General features: G+C 66.7%; 12 protein-coding genes. 11 read left to right on the plus strand and 1 reads right to left on the minus strand.

All coding sequences use genetic code 11. The features are described 5' to 3' along the window. Positions 1-53: 53 nt before the first annotated feature. Positions 54-872 (plus strand): alpha/beta fold hydrolase, encoded by an 819-nt coding sequence (locus ASD10_RS04075; protein WP_056605020.1) that lies wholly within the window; start codon positions 54-56, stop codon positions 870-872. A gap of 1 nt (position 873) precedes the next feature. Continuing rightward, positions 874-2,622 (plus strand): bifunctional diguanylate cyclase/phosphodiesterase, encoded by a 1,749-nt coding sequence (locus ASD10_RS04080; protein WP_056605022.1) that lies wholly within the window; start codon positions 874-876, stop codon positions 2,620-2,622. A gap of 276 nt (positions 2,623-2,898) precedes the next feature. Here the strand turns inward: ASD10_RS04080 and ASD10_RS04085 are convergent, their stop codons facing one another. Beyond that, positions 2,899-3,735: a helix-turn-helix domain-containing protein gene (locus ASD10_RS04085; RefSeq protein WP_082556013.1), complete on the minus strand. Its 837-nt coding sequence runs from the start codon at positions 3,733-3,735 to the stop codon at positions 2,899-2,901. 106 nt (positions 3,736-3,841) lie between these two features. Here ASD10_RS04085 and ASD10_RS04090 point away from each other — a divergent pair, with 106 nt between their 5' ends. The 9 genes from ASD10_RS04090 to ASD10_RS18650 all read left to right on the plus strand — a co-directional run bounded on the left by ASD10_RS04090 (position 3,842) and on the right by ASD10_RS18650 (position 15,259). After that, positions 3,842-4,540 carry an SDR family NAD(P)-dependent oxidoreductase gene (locus ASD10_RS04090; protein ID WP_056609860.1) on the plus strand — a complete coding sequence of 233 codons (699 nt, stop codon included), beginning with the start codon at positions 3,842-3,844 and terminating at the stop codon, positions 4,538-4,540. An 85-nt stretch (positions 4,541-4,625) separates the two neighbouring features. Further along, a complete protein-coding gene (locus ASD10_RS04095; protein ID WP_056605026.1) occupies positions 4,626-5,792 on the plus strand; it encodes a CaiB/BaiF CoA-transferase family protein in 1,167 nt (388 codons plus the stop codon). Continuing rightward, positions 5,789-6,595 carry a citryl-CoA lyase gene (locus ASD10_RS04100; protein WP_056605031.1) on the plus strand — a complete coding sequence of 269 codons (807 nt, stop codon included), beginning with the start codon at positions 5,789-5,791 and terminating at the stop codon, positions 6,593-6,595. Before ASD10_RS04095 ends, ASD10_RS04100 begins: the two co-directional genes overlap by 4 nt. An 8-nt stretch (positions 6,596-6,603) precedes the next feature. Next, on the plus strand, positions 6,604-7,470 hold the full coding sequence (locus ASD10_RS04105; RefSeq protein WP_056605034.1) for a dioxygenase: 867 nt from the start codon (positions 6,604-6,606) through the stop codon (positions 7,468-7,470). A gap of 3 nt (positions 7,471-7,473) precedes the next feature. After that, positions 7,474-7,992, plus strand: coding sequence for a DoxX family protein (locus tag ASD10_RS04110; RefSeq protein ID WP_056605038.1), 519 nt, complete (start codon positions 7,474-7,476; stop codon positions 7,990-7,992). Beyond that, complete coding sequence (locus ASD10_RS04115; RefSeq protein WP_056605041.1) at positions 7,989-9,413, plus strand: amidohydrolase family protein; 1,425 nt, start codon at positions 7,989-7,991, stop codon at positions 9,411-9,413. The genes ASD10_RS04110 and ASD10_RS04115 overlap by 4 nt, the downstream gene beginning before the upstream one ends. Positions 9,414-9,632: 219 nt before the next feature. Then, positions 9,633-11,720 (plus strand): KAP family NTPase, encoded by a 2,088-nt coding sequence (locus tag ASD10_RS04120; RefSeq protein WP_056605046.1) that lies wholly within the window; start codon positions 9,633-9,635, stop codon positions 11,718-11,720. Between the two features lie 451 nt (positions 11,721-12,171). Continuing rightward, on the plus strand, positions 12,172-13,557 hold the full coding sequence (locus ASD10_RS18645) for a hypothetical protein (protein ID WP_157432447.1): 1,386 nt from the start codon (positions 12,172-12,174) through the stop codon (positions 13,555-13,557). Positions 13,558-13,897: 340 nt separating this feature from the next. Continuing rightward, positions 13,898-15,259 carry a hypothetical protein gene (locus ASD10_RS18650; protein WP_157432448.1) on the plus strand — a complete coding sequence of 454 codons (1,362 nt, stop codon included), beginning with the start codon at positions 13,898-13,900 and terminating at the stop codon, positions 15,257-15,259. Positions 15,260-15,452: the final 193 nt, after the last annotated feature.

Genomic DNA, 15,452 nt, shown 5'->3' on the forward strand with positions numbered 1-15,452 from the left:
TCCGCGCCGGGCCGACGATCGTGAGAGGCTTGCACGGTGTCGGGGGGTGTGAGATGAGGCTGCAGTCGCAGGACGTGCTGGCGCTCAACAACGTCAGGATCGTCGGTCGGGAGGGAGCCCCGGTCGTGCTGATGGTGCACGGCTTCGGGTGCGACCAGACGATGTACAGCCGGCTCGTCCCGTACCTCGACGACACGTTCCGGATCGTCCTGTTCGACCACGTCGGCTCGGGCGGCTCCGACGTCGACGCGTACGACCCGGCGGCGTACGGCACCCTCGACCGCTACGTCACCGACCTGCTCGAGGTGTGCGACGCGCTCGCGCTCGCGGACGTCACGGTGGTGGCGCACAGCATCGGCGCGATGATGGCGATCGCCGCGGCCGTCCGGCGCCCCGACCTCATGAGGCGCATGGTGCTGCTGGCGCCGTCGCCGTCGTACCTCGACGACGAGGCCACGGGCTACGTCGGCGGCCTGTCGTCGCTCGACGTCGACGACCTCCTCGCGTCGCTGGACGACAACCACATGGCGTGGGCCTCGGCGATGGCCCCGGTGGTGATGGGCGCCGACAACCCCGCCGAGCTGAACGACGAGATGGAGGACAACTTCTGTCGCGTCGACCCCCGCGTCATGCGGACGTTCGCCCGCGTGACGTTCCTGTCGGACGTCCGCGACCTGCTGCCGTCCGTCTCGGTTCCGAGCCTCATCGTCCAGTGCTCGAACGACGCCCTGGCACCGCTGTCCGTGGGCACCTACCTCGACGCCCACCTGCCGCAGAGCACGCTGCTGGTGCTGACCGCGTCGGGTCACGTGCCCCAGGCGAGCGCCCCGGACGAGACCGCGCGGGCCATCCTCGCGTACACCGCCGCCTGACATGACGCACCCGTCCGGTCCCGACTTCGAGGTGGTCTTCCGCACGGCCGGGGCGGGGCTCGTCATCACCGCGGCCGACGACACGATCGTGGACGTCAACGACTGGTTCCCGCGGTGGAGCGGGTTGTCGCGCGAGGAGCTGCTGGGCACCCCATTCATGCGGCTGCTGTCGGTCGCCGACCGGGTGCTGCTGTCGACGCGCACGGCGCTGCTCGTCGAGCTGACCGGTCACGTGCCGGAGTTCGCCGTGACGGTCCTGGGCGCCGACCGCGCCCGCCTGCCCGCGACGCTCGGTGCCTCGCGGGTCATGACCGACCCGCCGTTCACCCTGTTCGTCGTCGCGCCGCGCCGCGAGCAGTCGTTCGAGGAGGCGCAGCTCATCACCGCGGTGCGTCGGGCCGACGACTCGGACGCCCGTCGCAAGGCGGCGGAGGACGACCTCGAGCAGGTCGCGCGCCGCGACACCCTCACGGGTCTGCTGAACCGGTCGGGGGTCGTGGAGGCCGTGGCCGAGCGGGTCGTCGCCCTGCGGCCGGGCGAGACGGTGGGGGCGTCGTGGATCGGCCTCGACCACTTCCGCGTCGTCGTCGAGAGCCTGGGCAGCGCGGCCGGCGACGACGTCCTGATGACGATCTCGAGCCGTCTCGCCGCCCGCTTCGGCGACGACGCCCTGCTGGGCCGCGTGGGCGGGGACGAGTTCGTCGTCGTCCTGCCGGACGTCCCGTCCGACGCGGTCGCCGACGAGATCCTCGCGCTGGTGGCGGAGCCCGTCGTGGCCGACGACGTCGAGATCGTCGTCTCGGCCAGCATCGGGCTGGCGTCGAGGCAGCGACCGCAGCCCCTCGGACCGCGGGGCGCCCTGGACGTCGCGGAGGCCCTCCTGCACCACGCGGGCAACGGCATGTACGCGGCCAAGGCGGCGGGACGCAGCCGGTGGAAGCGGCTCGACGCCGACGACGACGAGTCGGCGCTCGACGAGATCCGGCTGCTCGGCGAGGTGCGCACGGCGATCGCGCAGTCGCAGCTGTTCCTCGACTACCAGCCGCAGCTCGACCTCCGCTCGGGTCGGCTGCACGGTCTCGAGGCGCTCGTCCGGTGGCAGCACCCCGAGCGGGGCCTGATCCCGCCCGCGGGATTCATCGACGCGGCCGAGAAGAGCGGGCTGATCAGCCAGATCGGTTTGTGGGCGTGCGCCACCGCGATCGCGAAGGCGGCCGATCTCGCGAGCGGCCCGCTCGGGCCCGTCCAGATGTCGGTGAACATCGCGGCGCGCCAGTTCGGCGAGGCGCGTTTCGCCGACAGCGTCGTCGCCCTGCTGCGCGCCGCCGACCTCGACCCCCGCCTGCTGACCCTCGAGCTCACCGAGACCGGGCTCGTCACGGACGGGCCCCAGATCGCCGAGACCTTCCGCCAGCTGCACGAGCACGGCGTGAAGCTGTCGATCGACGACTTCGGCACGGGACACGCGAGCTTCGCCTACCTGCGCGACTTCCCGGTCGACGAGATCAAGATCGACCAGTCCTACGTCGAGCGGATCGACTCCTCGGCCGAGTCGGCGGCACTCGTCGTGGGGTGCGTCGACCTCGCGCACGCGCTCTCGGTGTCGGTCGTCGCCGAAGGCGTCGAGACGGTCGCGCAGCTCTCGCGGCTTACCGAGATCGGCTGCGACGTCGTGCAGGGCTACCTGTACTCGCGTCCGCTCGGCGACGAGGCGCTCGACGCGTGGATCGCCGGCCGGCACGGCACCTGATCGCGCCTCGAGGCGGTAAGAACTTGTCACGCACATGACAAGTTTTCCGAATCCGACCACACGATGCGACCGATCAGTAGCGGTGTGACCTCTGTTCGTGACAGACTCTCGCGGTGACCTGCTCCCGCCACTTCCGCCCGCGCTTGCACGCATCGATGCGTCGGGGTGCAGCGTGAGGCGCCGCGTGCGCGTGGCACTGGTCCTCGCGATGGCGGTGGGTGCGCTCCCGCACTGCCAGGCCGAGCCGGACTCGCAGGCCGTCGACCGGCCGCCCGGTCACAGCGACAGCAGCCGCTCCTCGTCGACCGACCCGGGTGCCGCGGAGTAGACGATCGCCCGCACGTCGGAGCCCGCGGGCTGGAAGACGTCGCCGTCGAGGGTCATCGCGCCCGCAGTGGGATGGTCGACGGTCTTGCGGGCGCCCCGGTAGACCGACGGACGCACGGTGCGCCATCGGTCGGCGAAGTCGGGGCCCGTGCCCATCAGCGACCGGACCAGCTCGCCGAGCTCGGCGTCGTCCGGGTGCGCCACGCGGGCCACGCGCAGGTCGCCGACCAGGGCGTCGCGGAACCGCTCGCGCTCGAGCGGGTCGACCCACATCGCCGAGGTGTCGTGCGTCATCTCGTACCAGGCCTGGTTGTGCGACCGGCCGGTGAGCCGCAGGGGGTCGCCCATGAGCGCGGTCCACGCCGGGTTCCACCGCAGCAGCCACCAGTCGGCCGCGTAGACCGCGGCGGGCCAGCCCGGGGCGCGGGCGAGCAGCCGCTCGACGCTGTCGGGGACGGTGCGGTCGACGGCGGACGTCGGCGCCGCCAGCCCCGCCGAGCGGTACAGGACGGCGGCGTCGGAGAGGTCGAGCGTCATGGCGCGTGCCAGTGCCGCGACGACCGCCGCCGACGGGTTCGCCGCGCGTCCCTGCTCGAGCTGGACGAGGTAGTCGACCGAGATGCCGGCCAGGGTCGCGAGCTCCTCGCGCCGCAGACCGGGGGACCGGCGGGGCCGGCCGGACGTGTCGCGGACGGCGGGGGTGCTGCGGTCGCGCCAGCCGCGCAGCAGCGACGCGAAGCCCGGCGACAGGTCCGCGTCGGGCTCCTCGACGCGGTCGACCGACATGACGTCAGTGTGCTCCTCGCGCCTTCTGGTCGCGAAGGTGGTGCTGCCGGTCCTACCGACGACCAGCATCTTCCGCGCCCCGTGGCGCAGACGTAGCGTCGAGGTCATGACCGACATCATCGTGATCACCGGAGGCAACAAGGGGATCGGCCGCGAGACCGCGCGTCGACTGCGGGAGGCCGGGCACACCGTCGTCATCGGGGCCCGCGACCCCGAGCGGGGCCGGGCGGCGGCCGACGAGCTGGGCGTCGCGTTCGTCCAGCTCGACGTCACCGACCAGGCCAGCGTCGACGCAGCCGCCGAGCACGTCCGCTCCGAGCACGGACGTCTCGACGTCCTGGTCAACAACGCGGGCGTCACGGGCACGTTCGCGCCCGTCGAGCAGACGCGGGCCGACGACGCCCTGGGGGTGCTCGACACCAACGTGCTCGGGGTGCTGCGGGTGACCAATGCGTTCGTCCCGCTGCTCGAGCTGTCGGACCACGCGCGGATCGTCAACGTCTCGTCGGGCGTCTCGTCGATCCACGACACGATCGAGAAGGGTTACGCCGACTGGACCGTCATCCCGCCCGTCTACGCGATGTCGAAGACCGCGCTCAACATGCTGACGGTCAAGTACGCGGCCGCGCTGCCGGCGATGCGCGTCAACGCGGCCGACCCGGGCTACACCCGCACCGACCTGAACGGCGGTGAGGGCGCCCACGACGTGACGGAGGGGACCGACGATATCGTCCGGCTCGCGACGATCGCCGTGGACGGCCCGACCGGCACCGTCAGCAACAGTGCGGGGCCGCTGCGCTGGTAGGCGTCGGCGAGGGGTGACGGCGGTCACAGCGCGTGCTACGGTGACGTTGTGACGGACAGGTGTCCGTACAGCGGACAGGAGCAATGTGTCAGACCAGAAGACTGCAGGCCCGCTCGCCGGGCTCGTCGTGGCCGACTTCTCGCGGATCCTCGCGGGCCCCTACGCGACGATGCTGCTCGCCGACATGGGCGCCGAGGTCATCAAGGTCGAGAGCCCCATCGGCGACGACACGCGCACGTGGGTGCCGCCCGTGCGCGACGAGGTGTCGACGTACTACCTGAGCATCAACCGCAACAAGAAGTCGATCGTCCTCGACCTGAAGGACCCCGACGACCTGGCCGCCGCGCAGCGCCTCGCCGCGCGCGCCGACATCGTCATCGAGAACTTCCGGCCGGGCCTGATGGCGCGCTTCGGCCTCGACTACGAGAGCATCGCCGAGGCCAACCCGGGCGTCGTCTACGCCTCGATCAGCGGCTTCGGCACCGGCGCCGGCAAGGACTACCCCGGCTACGACCTGATGGTGCAGGCCATCTCCGGGCTCATGAGCCTGACGGGCTCGCCCGACGGCCAGCCGTTCCGCGCGGGCATCTCGGTGTTCGACGTCATGACCGGCATGCACGCCAACATCGGCATCCTGTCGGCGCTCAACGTCCGCCACGCCACCGGCAAGGGCCAGCACGTCGAGGTCAACCTGCTGGCGTCCGCGCTGTCGGGTCTCGTCAACCAGACGGGTGCGTACGTCGCGGGCGGCACCGTGCCGACGCGCATGGGCAACGCCCACCCGAGCCTGTTCCCGTACGAGCCGCTGCCCGCGTCGGACGGCGAGATCATCATCATCGCCGGCAACGACGTGCAGTTCTCCCGCCTGTGCGCGGCCCTCGGCGTCCCCGAGCTGGTCGAGGACGAGCGCTTCGCGACCAACGCCAACCGCACGAAGAACCGCGAGGAGCTGCGGCCCCTGCTCGAGGCCGAGCTCGCCAAGCGCACCAAGGCCGAGTGGTTCGAGGTGCTGCTGGCCGCGGGCGTCGCGTCCGGCCCGATCAACACGATCGCCGAGGGCGTCCAGTTCGCGGACGGCCTGGGGCTCGCGCCCGTCGTCGAGGTCGGCGAGGGCGACGCGATGGTGCCGTCGATCCGCAACCCGATCACGTTCTCGTCCAGCGACCTGCGCTACGACCTGCCGCCGCCGACGCTCGGCGAGCACACCGACGAGATCCGCGCCTGGCTCGACGCGGAGGAGGAGGACGCATGAGCGACGACACCGAGGTCAGCTACCCGTCCTCGCTGGGCCGGTCGACCCGCACGACGATCACGCTGTTCGACGAGCAGATCCAGGACCTGATGGGCAACGTCGGCTTCGGCGAGCTCGCGTTCTGGCTGGCCGCCCGCCGGCGTCCGACGCCCGAGCAGGTCACGCTGTTCGAGGCGTGCCTCGTGGCGCTGGCCGACCACGGCTTCACGCCGACGGCGATCGCGACGCGCATGACGTACCTCAGCGCGCCCGACTCGATCCAGGGCGCGCTGGCGTCCGGCCTGCTCGGCGGTGGATCGCGATTCCTCGGCGTCACTGAGGACTGCGGCAGCTACCTCGCCAAGGCCGTCGACGAGTCCGGCCTCGACGACAGCGCCACCGACGACGACTGGGACGAGCTGGCCCGCCGGCTCGTCACCGAGGCGCGCGAGACCAAGCGGTTCATCCCCGGCCTCGGGCACCCCAACCACAAGGACGGCGACCCCCGCACCCCGCGCATCTACGAGATCGCGGAGCAGACCGGCACGTACGGCCCGCACCTGGCGCTGTTCGCCGCGATCGGCCGCGTGCACCCCGAGATCATGGGGCGCACCCTGCCGCTCAACGGCGCGGGCGTGTGCGGCGCCGCGCTGGCCGACCTGGGCCTGCCGGTCGACCTGCTGCGCGGGTTCGCCCTGCTGGCGCGCACTGCCGGGCTCGTCGGCCAGATCGCCGAGGAGAAGCTGCACCCCATGGCGATGGACGCGTACCTGCACATCGACCGCCACTCCACGTACATCGACCCCGCGACCGATCCGCAGTAGGAGCACGCATGGCATACGCGACGGAAGACAACATCACCGATCTCGCGATCGAACGCTGGGCGACGGCGAAGGACCCGCGCCTCGCCGAGCTCATGACGGGCCTGGTCGCGCACCTGCACGACTTCGCCCGCGAGGTGCGGCTGACCGAGGAGGAGTGGATCACCGCGATCGGCTGGCTCACCAGGACCGGTCAGATCAGCGACGAGAAGCGTGAGGAGTTCATCCTCGCGTCCGACGTGCTGGGGCTCAGCATGCTCGTGGTGCAGATGAACAACGGCTTCGTGCCCGAGGCGACGCCCGCGACCGTCCTCGGCCCGTTCCACATCGACGGCTCGCCCGCCGCGCCGTACGGATGGGACATGTCGGACGGCATCGCCGGCACCCCGTTCTTCATCACCGGCACGGTGCGGTCGACGGACGGCACGCCGATCGGCGGGGCCGTGCTCGACGTCTGGCAGGCCGACGCCGACGGCAACTACGAGGCGCAGCTCGGCATGGACGAGGCGCGCCTGCGGGCCAAGTACGAGACCCGCGAGGACGGCACGTACTGCCTGCGCAGCATCGTCCCGCTCGGCTACGCGATCCCGATGGACGGCCCGGTCGGCGACCTGATCGCCCGCACCGAGATCAGCCACTTCCGTCCCGCCCACATCCACTTCCTGTTCGAGGAGGACGGCTACGAGCGGCTCGTCACGCACCTGTTCGCCGAGGGCACGCAGTACCTCGAGGACGACGTCGTGTTCGGCACCAAGGCCGAGCTGATCACCCCGTTCGTCCTGCACGACGGTGGTGTGGCGCCCGACGGCACGACGATCGACGGACCGTTCGTCACCGCCGAGTACGACTTCGTCCTGCAGCCCTCGGCCGCGGTCTGACCCATGGACCAGACCGACGTCGGGCTGCTGCTTCTGCGGGTCGTGCTCGCCGCGCTCATCGCGGGGCACGCGCTGCAGAAGAGCGTCGGCTGGTTCGGCGGGGGCGGACGCAGCCAGACCGCGCCGGTCTTCGAGGCGTGGGGCTTCCGTCCCGGCACCGTGATGGTGACGGTCGCGGCGGTCTCCGAGCTCGCCGGCGCCGCCCTGATCGTCACGGGCCTCGCGTTCCCGCTGGGGTGCGCGATCGTGCTCGGGACGATGATCGTCGCCGCCTCGCCCACCGCCAAGAACGGGCTGTGGGCGCAGCAGGGCGGCTGCGAGGTGCCCGTGTTCTACGGGCTGCTCGCCGCCTGCCTGGCCGTCACGGGCCCGGGCGACGCCTCGCTCGACCACGCCCTCGACGTCCCCCTCGACCACTGGTGGGTGCCCGTGGCAGCCATCGTCCTCGGCGTCATCGCCGCCGTCCCACCCATCGTGCGCAGCCGCCGGCTGCTGTCACCGATCGCAAAGGATCCATCGTGAACCAGCCCGCACCGCACCAACCCATCGTCTTCCGTGGCGGCACCGTCCTGACCATGGACGACGCCGGCACCGTCCTGACCAATGCCGACGTGCTCGTCGTCGACGACTCGATCGTCGCGATCGGCGAGGGCATCGAGGTGCCCGAGAACGCGTTCGAGATCGACGCCACCGGCGGCATCGTCATGCCCGGCATGATCGACACGCACCGTCACATGTGGCAGACCGCGATGCGCGGCTACGGCGCCGACTGGACGCTGACGCAGTACTTCGTCTGGAACTACCTCGAGCACGGCAAGAACTTCCGGCCGCAGGACATCTACGCCGGCAACGTGCTGGGCGCGCTCGAGGCGCTCGACGCCGGCGTCACCACGACGGTCGACTGGTCGCACGGGCTGCAGACGATCGAGCACGCCGAGGCGGCCGTCGACGGCCTGCTCGAGACGGGCGGACGGTTCGTGCTCGGCTACGGCAACATCCACCAGGCGCCGTGGGAGTGGGCGACGTCGCCCGACCTGCGCTCGTTCGTCGAGCGTCGCATCCCGCGCGACGACATGCTGGGCTTCCAGCTGGCGTTCGACGTGACGGGCGACCCCGAGTTCCCCGAGAAGGCGGCGTTCGAGGCGGCCCGCGAGCTGGGCGTCTTGGTCACGACCCACGCCGGTGTGTGGGGCGCGACCGACGACGGCTCGATCAAGCTGATGGCCGACAACGACTGCATGGCACCCGGGACGGTCTACGTCCACGCAGCCACGCTGTCGGAGGACTCGTACCACCGCATCGCGGCGTCGGGCGGCGTCGCATCGGTGTCGTCCGAGAGCGAGTCGACCTGTGGGCAGGGCTACCCGTCGAGCTGGGCGCTGCGCCGCCACGGCATCCCGATCTCGCTGTCGATGGACACCAGCGTCTGGTGGAGCGCCGACATGTTCTCGGCGATGCGCTCGACCCTCGCGTCCGACCGCGCCCGTGAGCACCAGATCGCCCACGAGGCGGGCGACACCGTCACCAACATCGGCCTGCGCTGCGAGGAGGTCGTCCGCTGGGCGACCCGCGGCGGCGCCGACGCCCTGGGCCTCGGCTCGACGGTCGGCCAGCTCAAGCCGGGCATGAAGGCCGACATCGTCCTGATCAAGAACGACCACTCGCCCGTCATGCTGCCGATCCTCAACACGTACGGCCACGTCGCCTTCCAGGCCCAGCGCGCCGACGTCCAGACCGTCGTCGTCAACGGCAAGCTCGTCAAGCACGATCACAAGCTCATCGGCGACGCCCTCGCCAAGGCCCGCACGGCCGTCGAGCAGACCGTCGAGCACCTCGAGTCGACCCTCGGCCCCGACGAGTGGGAAGCCGGCAAGCACCCCGACATCCCCGAGTCCAAGGTCCTCGACAACCCGTACATGTACACCGACTACGTGGGGGAGTAGGGCTCGCGTCCTCGCGCCTGACCATAACTGCGACGTTCGACTAGCCCATGGGCAGGTCGGACGTTGCTGTCGGGGGTGGTGCATTCCGCCCAGTTGGACGCAAATTGGGCCGGGCCTGGGAAGTTGTCGGCACTCCGCTGGGTGCCGGGAAGCGATGCGAATCCCCGCGACATCAGCCGATCGAGAGACAGTCGGGGAGCCCCCGACGACACTGTTCATATGGCCGAGGCGCAGTGGACAGATGAACCCCTCGGATCGGCGAAGCAGGACACCCTCGACCGTGCGCTCTACGCGAAGCGGGCCGCAGAACGAATTCATGCGAGCCACTCGTTTGAGTCAAGCTCTGTCTTCGGCCTGAGCGGACCTTGGGGCAGCGGCAAAACGTCGTTCATCAACATGATTGTGGAAGAGTTGAAAGAGGCGCATCCCCAATGGGTAGTCGCGCGCTTCACTCCTTGGGCGACGAGCGACGTCGCCGGGCTCTTGGGTGAGTTCTACTCGTCCCTGATTGCGGCGCTACCCAAGAAGAAGTCACGGCATGTGAAGCGCGCTCTCGCCGCGACGGCCAGAGTGGCTGCGCCCGCTGCGACCGCTATCCCGTATGGGGGTGGCTCGGTGTCGCGGCTACTCACCTCGATCAGCGGCCTGCTCACCAAATCGCCGTCGTGGGAGAAAGCTTTCCGAAAAGCGGAGGCGGAACTGAAGAAGTTTCAGTTGCCGATCCTTCTTGTAGTAGACGACATCGACCGCCTCCACGTAGACGAACTGATGGCCGTGCTCCGGGTGGTGCGGCTCCTGGGACGTTTCGACGGCGTCCAGTACCTTCTGGCCTACGACGACGAGACTCTGTTTCGAAGCCTGTCTACTGCTCAGGCCGCTGGAGAGAACGATGGTTCCGCTGAACGCTTCATGGAGAAGATCGTCCAGTATCCGCTCTTGGTGCCACCGCTCTTGAGGCACCAGCAGTTGACTCGGCTCAATGCTGGATTGGGGCGTGTCGCACGGAGGGATCTCGATGAAGACGGCCGTATCAGTGCGCTGATCGATTCGTTTTTGGCGCTCTTGCAGACACCCCGCTCGATCGACCGGTATATCGCGCAACTCGAGCACCATCTGCCGTTGATCCCGCCGGACGAAATTGATGACGTCGACGTTGTACTTCTAACTCTGATCAGGATGAGTTTTCCTCGACTGTTTGGCGAGATCCCACCAAGTAAGAACGAACTCATCGCTGGTCACACGGGCGAGATGGACCTGAAGAGTCAACCGTTCGAGTACGTGAGGTTTAATCCGGAGCCGCTATTCAACCTAGTTCCAGATCATCATCGAGCACACGCCAAGAAGCTCCTTGTCTCGCTCTTCCCCAATCTCAGAGAGAAGGGCCAGATTGGGGTCAATGGAAGCCGAACCCGACGGGGTGTGGGAACCGAGGAGTACTTCGATAGGTACTTCGCGATGGGCATTCCCGCTCATGACGTCAGCGACGCGGCAGTCCACGCGGCTGTTGATGCTGCAGCAAGTGGTGATGGCGAAGGCCTAACCGCGCTACTGGTCTCTGCCGACGACGCCCGACGCCTCCTGATCCTTGGCAAGGCAGCCGAGCCTAGGCGACAGCCATCGACCGACTCCGGCCGACTGAAGCTCGTCGAGGTGCTGACCATGATCGTGAACGATATGCCAGACGAAGGAGGCACGCCGTTCGGTGGCCAGGACCAGATTCTGAGCTGGATCGGTCGTCTACTGATCGAAGTCGACCGAAACGCACCGCCCACGAAGATTCTGGACGCTCTTGCTGGTCTTTCGAGCAGCGCCCTTCGTATTCGCGTTTGGCGCCGCGTGGGCCATGAGCTCGAGAACCGAAGTAGGGAGACCGCGCCGGGTTGGTATGGGGCAGTCAATCAAGCGCTCGCTGATGAAGCGGTGAACGGATTCCTCCATCATCTGGAACTACGCGATGAAGCGCCCGATCACTCGAGCGTCGGCTATCAGCTACATTTCGCGATGGGTGCTGGACGAAATGACGAACTCAAGCGGGAGATCGGGATGCTTGTCGAGACTGGCCGCACCGACCGAGCAACACTAGCTTCCCGCCTGGTCGCGGCGCGCACCTACACCGGTATGAAGCCAGACTGGACGTTGTCGGAGGATTTTGATCAAGAGACCTTCGACGCACTTGCGCCCCCCGGCCACGATCCTTGGTATGACAAGCCATTGGTAGAGGTCGACGCCCGGGATCTGACCTGGGCGAATCGTCGTCGTTTCGTCGCAGGACGTGTGAACGCGCCCCCGGTCGAGTCGACGTCCTAAGTGTCAAGAGCAGAACGAGTTTCGGCCACTCGCGACACCTCTGGGTCCGTTATGCCGCCGTGTTGCGATGCGAACACTTAAAGGAGTCTCTCCGCCGAGTTGCATCGACGTGCCGTCGGTGGAATGAGGGCACGCCGCGGCTGGCGTGACGCACGACGAAGCAAACGGGCTACGCGACCGACTGCTAGCTAAGCTGGGCGGAGTCGCCGAGCATTCGGGGGGGGGGGGGGNGAGATCCGACGGTGAAGAGAATGCGTGCTGACCGATTCCTACCCTTTAACGCTATGCGTGCCGATCCACGCGATATTCCGCTTCGCGTCGGGGCACGAGCCAACCGTGACCCTCGCGGTGTTCAATCCCCACGGCCTACCGAAGAGGGTCTGACGTCCACCTCGTGCGGCAATGTCACGCCGCGAGACTCAGAAGGTTCTTTCCCGCCTACGATCGTCGCGTGAAAGACAACATCTTTAGCGCGCACGCTCAGCACGAGCGACCGCTCTCGAGCTATCTCAGTCAGGACGTTCAGGAACTTGCAATATCGGCCGCACGTGCCGAGTCGTTAGACGAGCTCGAAAAGTTTGTAGGTGGTCGTCTTGTGGAGACCATCGCGGCTCACCGCCGCGAGCTGCCTTCGCTTGGGCAGCCGGGGCCGCCCAGACGAGGCGTAGGCGTCTTCCGAGAGATCGCCCCTGGGCATCGCGTACCGACAACCAGAATCTTCCTCACGCTCCCAGTCTCCGGCGAGCCGGAAGTGCTGGGATGGTGGCCCGACAAAGCCGACTCAGAACTGAATGTCTCAAATCAGGCTTTCATTGATCGCATAGGCGGCTACGACGAGTTGCAGAAGCAGCCAGATGACGTTGCGAAGGAGTACTACTCCACACTGGACATCTGGGTACTGGACGATGTGAGTCTGGGTGCAAGCTCGGTTGGGCTCATAACGTATGCGGACCTCACGCAGGATGAGATCGAAGCCGCAGTAAGCGACAACAGCCTCAGGGATTTGTTCGATTCTCGGCGCTCAGAGGCGGAGGCGATCGTGGCTGCCATTCGCGACCAGATGATCAATTTCTACGAGAAGGAATTACCTGCGGAGCTCGTGGCACGAGCGGAGGCGAACCGCCGTCGTCTCGAAAGCATCAACGCGCTTTACAACACTCTTGGTCTTCCAGCCAGCTGGAAAACCCCCGAGCCAAAGATCGTTCCGACGCCTGAGCCCGTCAGTCCTGTGCAGGGTTTGGCGGTACGGCCAAGGTGGCGCCTAGAGCCTGTGAGTTACGAGGATATTCTCGGCATCATTCGACTCTGGTCCAATGCAGTTGAAACTTATCCGAATGCATTTAGAGGGCTGGTAGAAGACAGGGTGAGCGACTTGCTTGCGGCAACGCTGAACGCGACTACCTCTGGTGCCGGACGGGAGGTGTACTCAAGAGGGGGCAAAACCGATATCGCGATTAGAGCCGATGTATTGGGCGAGGCCAATGGGCCAGCTTCGATCTTCATATGTGAGGCCAAATGGGTCGCCGGCAATGATGACGTCACCTCGGCAATCGAAGACCAACTGATGCGCTACGTCCCTGTCGCGGCGACGTCCACCGTGTTCTTGGCACTAAGCAAGAATACTGACTTCCTCGGCGCCGTCGACAGCATCCGTGGCTGGGCGCGCCGTGTACCTGGCTATTTGCGTGAGCGCGAAAGCTCGGTAGAGGGATGGCCGATCTTCACCTTTGAACTTCCTGACATCGATGGTGTTGAGATGGATGTAGCGATCGCGACGGTCAACGTCGGGCCAGTCCCTCGCACGCGGAGGCAGCGAAACGAAAACAAGACCGTCTAGCGGCGACTCGCAATAACTCCCGAGCGTTGCTAACGCCGCCAATGTCACGGCGTCCATTTCCTGACGGCGTACGTCGCCGGTGTCTGATCATCGCTGACGCCTCATACGCCCAGATTGGCACGCCACTCGGCAGAATTGGCCTGCCTTGGCCACAGCTTGCAGGACTCGTTGCCCGAGGTCGGCTCTTGGCTTTCAGCCGCGTCGCGCGGTCGCGAGGGTCCGCAGCACGTTGGTGGCCGGAAGCCTGGGCCGGCTGCCCACGTCTCCGAGCGACGCCCATCAGAAGAGAGTTATTGAACGTGATGGCGAGTCATCCTGATTACGGTGGAATGATGCCAGCATGCGCGACATGGATTCATTGCTCAGTTCTGTACGAAACCCCGCAAGTCGGGGTCAGCTTCGGGAAGTTGTTCGCGCCTATCAGGCCGGTGCCTTTCGCGCAGCGATCATCTCGACCTGGGTGGCGGTCGCGCTCGACCTAGTTAGCAAGCTCCGTGAAATCGCCGACGACGGAGATGCTGCGGCTGCATCCGAGATCGCCGCCATTGATGCCGCCATCATCAATGGCGATTTGAGCAAACTTCAGAAATTTGAGAACGGACTGTTGGACATGTGCCGGGACAAGTTTGAACTGATCAACGGGCGGGATTATCTTGTCCTGTCTCGACTTATGCATGACCGCAACAGCTGCGCTCACCCAGCATTCGTGGCACCGGACGACGTATTCGCGCCCACCGCCGAACTTGCGAGATCACACATAGTTTCGGCCGTTGATGCCGTCCTCCAGCATCCACCGACACCGGGGAAGAGGATTGTTCAGCGCTTCATAACCGAGATCGGAAGCATTGCTTGGCCCTCAGATGACGATGATCTGGTTGGCTACCTTCGTGAGCGGTACTTGGGGCAACAGCGCGAGTCCGCTAAGCGCCAACTTGCGGGTCTGATACTGAAATGCTCACTCGCCCTCCCCGACGACGTTCCGAATCGCTCACGGCTGATGCTGCGATACCCGCAATGCGCGCGAGCTCTCAATGAAGTCGCACCTGCGCTATTCGAGGAGGTGCTAGCTGATGTTGTGCGGAAGAAAGAGGAGACAGTCGGACTTTCCGAGGACGAGATTAGGTTTGGGATTGGCGCTCTCGGCGACATCGCTGCGTTCTGGGAGGCACTTCCAGGCGGTTCCGGTCCGCGGATCGTTGAGTGCATCCAGACTTCGACGAGCGCCCAGCTTGTTGAGGCGGGTGCACTCTCAGTGACACCGCCAGATGCCGGTGTTGGTGAGGAGGTGAACGTCCTTCTCGGCGAACGGCTCAAGGACATTGAGGCCAGACTCTTGGTCGACGCCCTGTCCCTTCGTTCCGTGCCGAAGCTTGTGGACCAAGCGGTAGCGCGCATAGAAAACAGTGGGTCCTGGTCCACGACCAACACGCTTATGCCCCTCATGCCTGCACTTGTGCCGACTTTGACCGTTCAACACGTGAAACGGCTCTGCGTAGCTGCGACGACGAACTATGAGATCTACCAAGCGAACTCAGCGGACTTCGAATTCACCCGGTTGTTCGAGCTGACGAACGAATGGGTCGGCGTTAGAAACGAATGGATCGAGCTGGCCCGTTTTGAGCACCCGTACAACAACAATCTGCCAGCTTTCCCTGATGCGCGCGCCGCGGTCATCGCGAGGTGGGGGGCTGGGGTTCTGTAGGGCCGAGGAAGCGTCGTTGTACTCAACATCTGGGCTCAGTCGACCTGCTCCGCGCACGCCCACCGCACGAATGTAAAGCAACGAGGCGCGGCCTTCTCGATATGCGCTGACCCGATGGCGACAAAGAGTTCGCGAGCTACCGCTTACGCCCCTCGCCCGCCCGCGTCATTTCACTGCGAGTGACGCAATGCTC

Origin of the sequence: Aeromicrobium sp. Root472D3 (assembly GCF_001426485.1) — a bacterium.
GTDB lineage: Bacteria > Actinomycetota > Actinomycetes > Propionibacteriales > Nocardioidaceae > Aeromicrobium.